This window comes from Pseudomonas parakoreensis, assembly GCF_021602155.1.
GTDB classification, from domain to species: Bacteria; Pseudomonadota; Gammaproteobacteria; order Pseudomonadales; family Pseudomonadaceae; genus Aquipseudomonas; species Aquipseudomonas parakoreensis.
Genome location: NZ_BQHY01000003.1, coordinates 165,044 through 177,684 on the forward strand (window position 1 = coordinate 165,044; position 12,641 = coordinate 177,684).

Annotated in this window: 6 protein-coding genes; 1 reads left to right on the top strand and 5 read right to left on the bottom strand. The window is 60.1% G+C overall.

The window, feature by feature from the left end; genetic code table 11:
• Positions 1–32 precede the first annotated feature (32 nt).
• The 3 genes from L6D63_RS05515 to L6D63_RS05525 are packed head-to-tail and all read right to left on the bottom strand — an operon-like array spanning position 33 to position 1,797.
• Entirely contained in the window at positions 33–704 is a 672-nt protein-coding gene (locus L6D63_RS05515) for a GNAT family N-acetyltransferase (RefSeq protein ID WP_131670765.1), read from the bottom strand.
• Between the two features lie 12 nt (positions 705–716).
• Positions 717–1,163, bottom strand: coding sequence for a GNAT family N-acetyltransferase (locus L6D63_RS05520; RefSeq protein WP_095667977.1), 447 nt, complete (start codon positions 1,161–1,163; stop codon positions 717–719).
• Between the two features lie 10 nt (positions 1,164–1,173).
• Entirely contained in the window at positions 1,174–1,797 is a 624-nt protein-coding gene (locus tag L6D63_RS05525) for an FMN-binding negative transcriptional regulator (protein WP_047297327.1), read from the bottom strand.
• Between the two features lie 92 nt (positions 1,798–1,889).
• Here L6D63_RS05525 and pdxR point away from each other — a divergent pair, with 92 nt between their 5' ends.
• Complete coding sequence (gene pdxR, locus L6D63_RS05530) at positions 1,890–3,452, top strand: MocR-like pyridoxine biosynthesis transcription factor PdxR (RefSeq protein ID WP_131670764.1); 1,563 nt, start codon at positions 1,890–1,892, stop codon at positions 3,450–3,452.
• 32 nt (positions 3,453–3,484) lie between these two features.
• On the opposite strand, the gene L6D63_RS05535 is transcribed toward pdxR, so the two are convergent.
• Positions 3,485–7,999 carry a hypothetical protein gene (locus tag L6D63_RS05535; protein ID WP_131670763.1) on the bottom strand — a complete coding sequence of 1,505 codons (4,515 nt, stop codon included), beginning with the start codon at positions 7,997–7,999 and terminating at the stop codon, positions 3,485–3,487.
• A gap of 26 nt (positions 8,000–8,025) precedes the next feature.
• Positions 8,026–12,597: a DUF6543 domain-containing protein gene (locus tag L6D63_RS05540; protein ID WP_131670762.1), complete on the bottom strand. Its 4,572-nt coding sequence runs from the start codon at positions 12,595–12,597 to the stop codon at positions 8,026–8,028.
• Positions 12,598–12,641 lie beyond the last annotated feature (44 nt).

Here is a 12,641-nt window from a genome sequence, read left to right on the forward strand (position 1 = left end):
CCTGTAGGAGCTGCCGATTTTGCTTTGACGATTTAACTACGGCACTCGACCAAGCCTTTCACCTGCCCGGTCGGCGTCTGGTTGGCATCGCTCAACCACTGCTCGAACCCTGCCGCAATCGCCGGCCACTCTGAATCCAGAATTGAATACCACGCGGTATCGCGGTTCTGGCCCTTGACCACCATGTGCTGGCGGAACACGCCTTCGAAGCTGAAGCCCAGGCGTTCGGCGGCGTATTTGGAGCGGGCGTTGCCGTTGTTGCATTTCCATTCCAGGCGCCGGTAGCCCAGCGCGAAGGCATATTTGGCGAGCAGGTACACCGCTTCAGTGCTTTTCGGCGAGCGCTGCATCGACGCGCCGAAGGTCACGTGGCCGATCTCGATGCGGCCCTGCGCCGGGACAATCGACATCAGACTCAAAATGCCCTGCACCTGGCCTGTAGCGCGGTCGATGATGCTGAAGAAATACGGATCGCTGCTGGCCGCATGGTTGTTCAGCCAGTCATTGAACGCGTTGCGCTGCGGAAACGGCCCGTAGGGCAAGTAATCCCACAGCTTAGGGTCGGCGCCGGGGCCCTCAAGGGCGTTAAACAGCTCGTCGCCGTGGCGCGCCGGGTCAAGTCTTTCCAGGCGGATAAAGCGGCCTTCGAGCAGTTTGCTGGTGGGCGCCGGAACACCTTTCCAGTCGGCAAGGGAAGTGGTCATGCACGCGGCTCCTTAAATGGCTTTGCGAAACTGGATGAATCCCGGGCGCTCGGCGATGCGCTCGTAGAGCTGGATCGCGGTGGCATTGGTTTCGTGGGTCAGCCAATGCACCTTGCAGCAACCGTCGGCCTTGGCAGTGGCGTAAACGTGTTCGATCAGCCGGCGTCCGACGCCAGTGCCACGGGTCTCTGGCACTACCAGCAGGTCCTGCAGGTAGCAGGAGTTTTCGATGCTCCAATTGGAACGGTGATAGATGAAATGCACCATGCCCACTGCTTTTCCGTCGGCCCAGGCGAGGGCGGCATGAGTCGGTTCGCTCGGGTCGAGGAAGCGCTGCCAGGTGCTGTGCGTGACGGTGTCCGGCAACTCGGTGTTGTAAAAGCGCAGGTAGGCCTGCCACAACGGCAGCCAGGCGGTGTGATCACCGGCAGTCACCGGGCGGATCTGGATCTGACTCATGCTGATTTCCTTAACGCATCAAGTGGGCGAGGGTCTGGTCATGGATGTCGGGGCTGGCAGCCAGGCCTTCGCGCACGCCGGCAATGTCTTCGGCGCTGCGGTTCTGGCTGAGCTTGCGCTTGCCTTCGAGGCGGTCGATGGGAATGGCGAAACCGACGATGGCCTTGAGCATGCCGTCGATGTAGTCGGCTGGCGCGTCGTCGACCTTCCACGGCTGCGCGCGCCCGGCTTCATGGCGATCAGTCAGTGTGCTGACGATGTCGAGCAGGCGCCCGCCGTCGCTGAAGGTTTCGGCGTGGCCGTAGGCGTGCACGGCGACGTAGTTCCAGGTCGGCACGACTTTGCCGTGCTCGGCCTTGCTCGGGTAAAACCCGGGGCTGACGTAGGCGTCGGGGCCGGCAAATATCAGCAGCGCTTCGGCGCCGTCGCGCAGGTCTTTCCATTGCGGATTGGCTTTGGCCAGGTGCCCGTACAGCGTGCCGTTCGGACCCTGTTCGCGGTGCAGCAGCACCGGCACATGGCTGGCTTGCAGGCCGTTTTCACCGTGACTCACGAGAATGGCAAGGCGAGTGGCGAGGATCAGTTCGTGCAATTGCGACAGGTCGTCGATGGCGAAGGCGCGGGGCGTGTACATGAAGAGATTTTCCTTGGCGAATGCCTGCATCCTAGGCAGGCTATTGGTCTGTTGTAAGAGCCATTGATGACCAATTTCATAGGTCCATTGCAATGCCCGAATCGACCACACTGTCTATGCCGTTCAATCCGGCCGGAATCGAACTCGACCGCCGCCAAGGCTTGAGCCGTCAGCTTTATCAGGCGTTGCGCGCGCGCGTGCTGGATGGACGCCTGGCCAGTGGCACGCGCTTGCCTGCCAGTCGCGATTTGGCTCTGGCGCTGGCGATTTCGCGAAACAGCGTGGTGCGGGCCTATGACCAGTTGTATGCCGAGGGTTTTATCGAGGGGCGGGTGGGGGACGGCACGTATGTTGCCCAATTGCCCCAGAAAGTGCTGCCGGCAAAAAAACTATCCACAAAAATATCCACAGGGTTTTCAACAGGCTTACCCACAGCCTTATCCACAGATGGGCTGGATTTGCCTGTGGATTCGTCCAGCAAGGTTATCCACAGTGCTGCGCTGGCTCGCATCAAAAACAATCATTTGTCTCGTCCACCGAGTGGCCCGCCCCGGGCTTTTCGGGTGGGTGTTCCGGCGTTCGATCTGTTTCCTTTCGATGTCTGGGCCAAGCTGAATGCGGCTTTCTGGCGCAAACCGGATCTGCAGCAACTGTGTTACGGCGATCCGGCCGGCGATGCACGATTACGCGGCATGATCGCCGCCTATTTGCGCAGTTCACGAGGCCTGCCATGCACAGCTGAGCAAATTGTGATCACCAGTGGCGCGCAGCAGGGGATCAGTCTTTGTGCACAGCTGTTAGTCGAGCCGGGTGACGGCGTGGCGATCGAGAATCCGGGCTATCGGGCAGCCGGTCATGCCTTCGCCGTAGTCGGTGCGCGGTTGCACGGAGTGGCGGTGGACAGTGAGGGAATCGACTGCAATCAACTGGCGGACCTGAAGGACTGTCGGCTGACTTACGTCACACCATCGCATCAGTACCCCACCGGCGTGGTCATGAGTCTGGCTCGACGGCTTGAGCTGTTAGCCTGGGCCGAGCGCGCACAGGGCTGGATCGTCGAGGATGATTACGATGGCGAGTACCGTTACAGCGGTGCGCCGCTAGCGCCTTTGGCTGCCCTTGACCGACAGGGGCGCGTTCTTTATGTCGGCACGTTCGGCAAAGTCGCTTTTCCGGCATTACGCCTGGGTTATCTGGTGTTGCCGCCGGGATTGGTGGATGCCTTTGCCCAACGGCGCGCCGTGGATGTGCGTCATTCGGAAGTCAGTACGCAAGCGGTGATGGCCGAGTTCATGGCCGCCGGGCATTTCCAGCGGCACATCCGGCGCATGCGTCGCGCGGCGTTGAGTCGGCGCAACAGTCTGCTCGGTGGCTGGCCGCAAGATATTGCGGGCATCGGCCCATTGCCCGCTGTCGCCGCCGGGCTGCACTTGACCGTTGCCGTCGAGAATGTGGCACGCGAACGCGAACTGATTGAGCTGGCGCGCGGTGTCGATGTCGAAATCAATGCCTTGAGCAGCTATTGGCTGGAAGACTCGACGGTTCCGGTCGATCGTCGTGCCGGGCTGGTTCTGGGCTTCGCAGCCGTGTCTGAACAGGCGATCGAGGCGGCGCTCCAGCGTTTGCGAACGGTTTGGTGCACCCCTTTGACTTGAAGCGGGAGCCATGTTGGCGCCCGCATCCGTTCTCAAGGGCGTGGTTCGAGTTGCAGGAACACACTCGGATCACTGATCCGGCGCAAGACGTAATCAAGCGGCGTCAGACTACTCAAGGCTTTACGACGTTCGGCACTGAGCGACTGCAGGTGTGCATCGGCGATTTTCAGGTGTGCGGCGGTGAATTGTTCTGGCGGGTCTGCCAGCGAATCATAGTGAAAGTGCGCCAGCCACAGCGGTCGGTCCTGATCAGTGCTGTCGAGTATCTGATATTCCTGAAAATAATCCTGGCGCTTTTTGGTCCTGATCCGCCCCTGGTCGTTTCTTGCGACCCGCACTTGGTCGTTTTCCAGCAGCCATTGCAAGTAGGCTTGTCGCGGCTGGCGATGTTTGAGCAGTTCTGCGCGCACGGCGATGCCTTGGGCGCGCAGGCGCTCGGCGGCGCCGTTGAGTTCCATGCTCAAGGTTGCGACGGGCAGCCGCGTTCCACCGCCGGCGACGATGCGCGCCTGGGCTTGTTCAACATTGCTTGCCAACTGCTCCAGTCGGCGGGCCTGATTATTGAAGAGATCCTGCATGTCAGCCGGTATGCGGTTGGGTTTGAGCGCATCGCGGCGGGTCCGGTCAATGAACGCCTGGACGTGCTCATTTTGTGTCAGGGCGTCATCGATGATGTCGATATCGTCGAGGTGTGCTTGGGGAGCCGCCTTCGGCGCAACCGGGAGTACTTGTTGCAGCAACGTTTCGCCGGCGGTTGCCGGCTTGGCGGGTGCAGGATCGCGTGGACGACTCTTGGTGACCTTGCCGGCGGGGCGAGACGGTCCTGCGACCGGTGGCTTTGCCGCGAGCGGCATGGCTCTGTCGGCGTTCTCCGGCAGCCCTTCGCTCAATTGTTCCTGGGCCAACTGCCTGAACTCACCGATAAGGCTTTTGATTCGCTCGATTTCAGTTGGGTCGATCATGTCGGGATACTCGCCTGGCAAGTCGCCCAGACGTTGTTCGGCGTCATCATAGACATCGATCAACCGGCTCAGGCGATCAATGCGCGCCTCCACGCTCTGTCCCGTATCGGGCGATCTGAGCAAGGCGGCATGCTGGTGGCTGGCGGTTGCCGCTTCGACAATCAATGCACCGGTTGCTTCCCGTGCCGCTTCGGTGGCCGTGGTACGCAGGCATAATTCATGGGACATGCCGATGGCATTGGATTTCAAGTCCCATTGAGTAAAAGCAGGCAGCAGGTTGCGCAATTGTTGGGCGGTGGTCATGCCGGCGCTGCCGGTAGCATCAAGCGCGGCGAGGGAGTCGCTGGACTGTTTCAGGCGGGCAATCATTTCCTGGCTCAACGCCAGGGTTTGTTGCACCTCCTGAACATGCGACTGCAGTGCGCTCGATGAATCGATCACGGTGTTCTCGACCAGCTTTTGAGTCAGCTGCGAGTACGCGTTGCGTTTGAGGACGAACCAGAGGCTGAGGTTTTTCTGCAGCAGCACTGTCATGCGCTGCAACTCGCTGAAATAGCCCTCCGTTCCGCCCAGCAGGCGCCACTGGCCAAGGTTTTTCAGGGCCTCGTCGTAATCGCCTATGAGTTTTTCCACCTGCTCAAGGTAGCGTCTGGAAGCCTCTTCATGGGCTTGTCCCGAGCTGCCCAGCAATGATGTCTGAGCGGTTTCCAGGGCGGCGTTAGCCGTGGCTTCCTGACCTCTGAAAACGTCCAGGGCCGAGCCCAGTTGGTTTCTTTGCGTTTCCTTTTCCTTGCGCTGAGCCTTGAGCCGGCTCTTGAGGCTTGTGCCTCCGGCGCCGCCGCGCAAGCGCAGTCGTGTGTCCACGAACCATTGACCCCGCTGGTTATGGATCAACAGAGGCCCGGTGTTTGAAGGCGTCTTCGGATAGACGATCAGCACCTGCTCGTCATCGTTTTCCATGACCTCAAACCAGCGCTCACCGACCTGGGCAAAGGTCTTTGAATTGAGGCGATACATGGGCGCCTTGCCGCGCAGCAAGGTTTCCAGATTGGCCGCGGTCAAGTCAGGAGGCGAGACTGCCAGACCGTTCAAAAACGTTGCCAACGCCGATGTCGAACGACGAGGTACCGAGCCGCTGGCTGCAAGCGAAGAGCAGTGGCTGTCAGGCAGCTCGCCAGTCATGACGGTATTGATGTGCGTAACCGTGGGCAGCGCAGGCCTCGTCGGGCGGATGATTTCGACTCTGGGCATTGTTGCGGTGCGGGTGCCGGTCTTGCGTCGAGCGGCGGCGTGATGGGCCAGAATCATCCCCATGTTCAGCAGCATGTCGGCAATGGCGCTCCACTGGGCACGCCGATCGCCGCGATTGTATGCGTCAACGACTTGATCAGTTTCACTGATGCTTTGCCAGACCCAGATAGCGGCTCCCGCCGGGCCGCAGAGAAAGTTTGCGGCCACGTTGAGCAGCGCCCAGCCGCTGTCGCGCAGCAGGTTCCAGCGTCGTTGCGCATTAGACAGTGATTGACGGTCCGCGAGCTCGGCCATCGCCAGTGCATGGGTCTTGAACAGGACCGTAAACACCTCCCCGGTCAGTTCTTGTGTGGACAACTCGACAGGCCCGGCCCAGTTCGCGGAGGTCCAGGGCTCGGCCAGCATTTGTGCCCCCAGCCATGGACTCGGCAGGCCGACAGGGAACGTGTATTGCTCATATTTGAAGCTGGTTTGCGAATCCGCCAGCCAGGCGAGTACCGAATCTCTCAAGGCGCCTGATTGATGCAAGGCGTACAACAGGTTTTGTGTCGAAGGGAACTGCAGCAGTGGCTGATCCATCAAGGGGCGATACAGCAGACAAGGCCCGGTTTCGTTATTGCGTTCAGCGATGATGAACATATTGGTGACGGTGTCACCGTTGTCCTGCCCGGCATGCACGAACTTCAGGGGACGGATGCCTACGGTACGCGGCCGGCCGGGCGTCGGTTTGAGCCATTCACGCACAAAGCGATAACCCTGCTCATCGATACCGCCAAGGCCACGCAGTTTGCACTCCAGCGCAATCAAGGGAAGCAGCGCTTGCAGTTGGCTGATGTAGAAAGCCTGCTGCAACGGTGCTTGCACCGGATCGTCAATCAATCTGTTTCTGATCAGTTCAGGGTAGGCCTGGCCAATATCAACCTTGGCCGCCATGTTCGTCAGGTAGGCGACCGTCAGCCAGGACGGCACCGGGTATGCCGGGCTGAACGCAATGGAGGCCAGATACGGCGCGCTGTTTTGCAGTGCGTACTCAGCCAGGGTTTCGGTATGAGTGTCATGCGGATTGGGCAGCGTCACGCCACCCGATTCGAAACTATGGGTGACATGGATGCGCAGGTTCTCAAGCGGCAGCCCGACAGCAGTTGTCTGCTCGGCAAGGATCGCCTCACGCATACGGTTCTGTGCATAGGTGTCGATAGCCGGAATCGGTTGCAGGGCGTTGTCTGCCTGGCGATAAAGCTGGCCCAGGGCATTGATCGATTGACTGTACTGATCAAGGTCGGCGGCCGATGCGCCAAACAGCCAGTCGGGTATTGCCTCGTTCAGACCGATGAGTGCGTTTGCTGGCGGCTCGCTGTCGTCCAGCGCCGAGGAAAGAGTGCCGCTCGGCGATTGTGCTGCGGTGACGAGGCTTTGTCGGGTCAATGCCTTAATGGCATCCAGCTGGCTGGAGACCAGCGCCCAGGCCATGTGATCAAAGAAATTGCCTTCGGGTTCGAATAATTGCCACTGCAGGTTCTGACCGCTCGGCAATGCGATGCGCGAAGGCAATGTGTCACCCAGTTGCTCAAGAGAGTCGTACGTTTCATAACCGTTTTCCACGGTGTACATCATGACCAGATCGCGTTGCTCGTAACGTCCGGTCACCACGGCAGCGCCCCCCAGAAGAAAGTGATGTGCGATGCCTTGAGCATCGACGCCATCCATATCCAGCAGGCATACCCGAATGGCCGCCAGTGTTTTGTCCTGGATCAGACGTTTCTGTTTATCGGGTTGCTGAGAGATGGCCCGCGCGACCCGACACTGAATCTCATCCCAACCGTCAGCGCTGCTCACGTCCAGCGCTTTGCGCAATGCTTCGGACAGGGCCTGCCATCGCGGCACCTGGTGTTGAGTGCTGTTCCAATATTCCAGCTGGTGTTCGGCAAAAGCCACGAACAGCAAGGGCGAGCAGTCATTGAGCACCACGGCAATGGCCTCGATATCGACGTCCAGATGCACCACGGGCGTGGCCTGTGGATTCAGGGTCAAATAGTGTTCGCCCTCCAGATAGTTGGCACTGGAACCGCTCAGGCAGTGGCGGATCAGGGTCTGGGTCAGCGATTCGTATCGGGTCGGCAAGGCCATCAGATTACCGTCGAGCCACTGCCAGTGCGGTGTTGCGACCTTGGCCACGTCGGGATCGATATCTCGTTGCGGATAGCGCGCTTTCAGTGCCTGGCGGAGCATGGCGGCGGCGACCTCATCGATTGTCGGGCCGCGACTGGTCTGGTGGATGATCAGGCTTTTTTGTAGCAGTGTCCGGGTTTCGCTGTTCTCTGAATCGTTGCTCATTGTCATTTCCTTTTGACGTGGCGGGTTCATTTGAAAAACAGTGCGCGTGCCTGCTGCGGGCTGATCGCGCTGCGATAGATGGCAATGATTTGCGGGTTGCTGCTGGCGGAGCTCAAATCGATGGCGCCGGCCAAGCGCCGCTGTTCCTGAAGTTTCAGGTGGGCCGCCGTGAAGGCATCGACAGGCGCGTCGAGGCTGTCGTAATGGAAGTGGGCGTACCATAACGGCCTGCCGGTGCCCCGCTCGCGAATCTCATACTCCTGCAAGTAATCCTTGCGCGGCCCTTTCAAGCGGCGTCGGGCTCCGCTCGAGACAATGACGACTTCCTCCTTGCTTAATAACCATTGGATCCGGGCAGCCGTGGGCGGTTGTTGTTTGATCATTTGCACCCGCACCCGGTAACCCTCGGCGTACAGGCGCCCACAGGCTGCATGCAGCTGCGCGATCAGCGCGGGTGGTTCCTCGGTGCTGTTGGCCCGCAGGCGCGCCTGCTCCAGGTTTTTTGCCTGCTCATCAAGCTGTTCGGCCTTGTGCTGAAACAATTCTTCGATTTCTATCGGGATGCGCCCGGGCTTTTTCGCGTGCGCCTCGGTCTGCCGGATGAATCCTTCCACGCCCTCCAGCAGCGTCTGGCCTTGAGTCAGTTGCGTGGCGAGATCCGTGGCGGAGGCCGTGGGGTGACGACGACCGGGCTGTACGCGCTCGACCCAGACTCCCGGAGTTTTTTCATGAAAGGTGGCAATCACGTTGCCGGTCATGGGCGCTTTTACATCGAGCAGGATCGGTTGTCCTGGCGCCGAAGGACGCAGTTCCCCAACGACCGTGCCTTTGAAACGGGTTTTGATGACTCGTTTGCGTGAAGCCGGCGCGGGCCTTGAAGGGCCGGGAAGAGGTTTGACAGGCGCGTGATCCAGCAGCAGTTGCGCCAGGTGTTTCTCGGTTTGCTGCTGGAATTCGCCGATCCGGGTGCGTAGATGTTCGAACGGCAGATCAAGGATCTCGTCCTTGTGGTTGATCTGAAAATCTTCGAGCGACTGAGCGATGTCGGCAAACTGTTCCAGCAGGTCGTTGAGGCCTTCGATCCGTTCGCTGGTCCCGAGGCTGGGGTGTTCGGTCATCAGTTCCTGAGAGGTCTGGATGACCAGATTGCTGCTGTCGATCAAGCGTACGAGATCGGCTTGCGCCTGCCTCGGGCCTGCCGGCGCCTGTTCTTTCAGACAGAGATCGCGCGCCAGCGAAACCTGCAGCGCTTTGAGATCGTTGACACTGTAAGCAGGAAGCTTGGTGCGATAGGTATTGGCGATTTGTGCGGCGCTCTTGCCCAACCGGCTCAGTTCCTGGAAGCGCGAGTGGGCGAATTCGATCCTGTTGATCATGCCTTCGCTTAAGTCTGACATCTTGCGATAGGTCGCGACGTCACCGGCACCCTGGGCCGCCTCTTGTGCTTCAAGCAGTACCAGGGTTTCCCTGAGCGCTTGAGCGAATGTCGGGTTGCGCTGGTCGAGCCAGGTCTGGTTGAAGAACAACTGCGTACCGAGCATCTCGGTCATGGCGCTACGGAAGTTGGGCACCGTCTCCAGCAGATTCAACGCTTTCAACTGCTCGATCGGGGCCGCGTACTCTCCGGTCCGGCGCTCCAGCAGTTCGAGGAACCGAGTCTGCTCGGTCAGTAATGTCTGGTCGCTGGCCGCCTTCATGGCGTTATAAGCGGCTGTCAGTTCCTGACGTGCCTGTTCGCGCTGGGCATCGAACTCCGTGAGTTGTTTCTTGAGCGCCGCGATGCGTTCGCGGTTTTCCTGGCGTTTAGCCAGGCGGCGTCTGGACAGGCCTCCTCCGCGCAAACGCAGGCGGGTGTCGACGAACCATTCGCCCCGTCGATTACGTATCAACGCAGGCCCATGTTGCCCAGGCTGCTGTTCGCTATTGATGATCGATACGTCACCCGTGGCCGCAACCGTTACCTCGAACCAGCGTTCACCCACTGGCGCGTAGTAGCGGGTGGCGTGACGGTAAAGATAGGCATGCAGGCCGGTTTCGCTGGCCGGTGGCACCAGTGAGACCGGACGAGTGACGGCGAAACGATCAAGGGTTTTGGCCAGGTTCAATGCGGTATCGGTGTGCAATGAACTTCGGTGCTGAACCGGATGCTCGCCCAGCACATCGGCCTGCTGAACAATCGTCACAGGTGTGTGTGTCGAAGGCCTGCTGACGGTGTCGGCAAGGGGCGCTGGCGCTCTTTCGGTTCTGTCATGTGCCCAGTTGCGCGTGCTGGCGTGATGGGCGAGCACCATGGCCAGGGTCAACAGCAGATCGGTCATTGCGCCTTTCTGCTGCTCGGTGTCACCGGTGACGCCGGCATCGAGGGTTTGCTGCAAGTCGTCCAGAATTTGCCAGATCCAGGCGGCGGTGCCTGCCGTGCGCCCGAAAAACGGCAGCGCGGCGTTGAAAATCAGCCAACCCGCTCGCTTGAAACTTTCCCAGCGATTTTCGCTGTTAGAGATCGATTGTCGATCAGCCAGCTCGATCATGGCGCCGACATTGGCCTTGAAGACAGACGCCAGGTAATCGGTGTTGAGAACCCGTGTTCCCAGCGTCAGGGTTCCGCTCATTTGCAGCGACGTCAGTGGGTCGGCGAGCAGTTGCGAGAGCGACCATACCGTCGGTCGGTCGTCGCTGAACACATAGTTGGCGTAATTGGCACGGACATTACCTGGCAGCCAGGCGAGGACTGATTGACGCAGTGTCGGCGAATGTTTGATCGCGTAAAGCAGGTTGGCCGGCGAGGGGTACTGGCTCAGGCAATGATCAAGCAAAGGCCGGTACAGCAGGCATGGGCCCTTGTCCATCTGCCGGGGACCGATGACGTACATGTTGGCGACTTCGTCCGTGGATTGGCCCGGGCGCCACGCCGGATTGAGGGCCAGCGGGCGAATGACGATCTCTTGACCGTCAACCCGGCGATTGGCATCGACTATCTGCACGACAGCGGCGATATAGCGATACCCCGTCTCATCGATGCCGGCCTGTGCGCGAATTTTCTGTTGCAAAGCGAGCAGCGGCAGTTCAACGCGCAAGCGGCTGGTGAACAGGTTCTGCCGGCGCAGGCTTTCCAGCGAATCATCACGCAGTTTGCTTTTGATCAGGGCGGGATAGGTCCGGCCAATGTCGACCGTGGTGATCAGCGCTTCCAGATAGCTTGCCGTCATCCACGCCGGCACCGGGCTGCCGCTGAGACTGCACACGGTTTTGTTGCCCGTAGGCAGGCTGATGAGGTTTTGTAGCGCCAGGTCGCCCAGGCTGAAGGTACTGCGCTCGGATTCAAGCGGCGGCGCGAACGCGCCCCACACCACCACACTCTCCACCACGACCCGGATGTCGGCCAGATTCAGTTCCGCCGCATCGGGATGGTCCTTGAGCATCGCCTCGCGCAGTTGCTTCAGTGCGAACTCCTGAATCGGCGGGATACCGTCATCGAACGACTGGCCGCTGTTCTGGATCTGCACCTGCGCCAATTCCATCAAGTGGCGGCTGTAAGCGGTCAGATCGGTAGACGATGCCTTGGCCATCCATTCGGGCAGCGCTTGTTGTAGCTGCTTGAAACGAGAGGGCGATTGGCTGTCTGTCGGATTGAGTCCGTGAGTGGTGCGGTTGATAGGCGGGGCCAGACTGATTGAGTCGGTTTGTGTGGCGAGCGCAGTGATGGCATCGGCCTGGAGTGCGATCAGGTTGCACGCCAAGTGGTCGAAGTAATCGCCCTCAGGTTCAATCAATCGCCATTGCAAGGTGCCTGACGGGCTGCCTTCGATCTGTGTATGCAGTGACGCGCCCAGTGCCTGCAACGAGTCGAAGGCCTGAAAGCCTTGAGTGATGGTGTGCGTGAGAATCAGCGTACGGTTGTCGAGCGTGCCGATCAGGACCGCCATATCGAGCACGTTGATGTGCCTGGAAACGCCGTTGTCGTCGGTGTCCAGGTCGATCAGGCAGGCGCGTGAGAGAAAGTGGTCATGGACATGGCGCGTGGTTTTTTGCGGATAGTCGAAAAGACCGCGAGCCATGGCGCGCTGGTCGTCGTCCCACGCTGGATAGGACTGCACGTTCCACAGCTCGCGCAGGGATCTGGCGAGCTCCTTCCAGCGTGGCATCGAAGCGCGGGTCAACTGATTCCAGTATTCGACCTGTTGTTCGGCAAACGCAACGAACAGCAACGGTGCCAGTTCATTCAGCAGTCTGGCGATGGCTTCGATGTCGACGGGCAGTTGCACTGGGGTCGGTGCCAGAGGTTGCAGCGTCAGGTAGTGCTCGCCGTCCAGCCAGGTCACCGATGTGGCGCCAACGCCGAGACGCACGAGGATGTCAGTCAGGGATTCGTAATACCACGGTCCGGGGACGACCTGCTGATCCTGAACGGTCCAGCCTGGTGTCACGACCATGGCCAGTCGAGGATCGATTCGTAGTGTCGGGTACAGACTGTTGAGCGAAGGTTGCAGGGCGTTGGTCGCCACCTCTCTGATAGACGGCCCGGTGACCAGTTGCGTGAGGAGGGCATCCCGGTCGGTAGACAGCGCAGGGGTGGAAGAGGGGCTCGGTGTTTCGGTCATGGTCACATCCTTTGTGCAGGGCGGCAGGCACAGCGCGGGTGCGG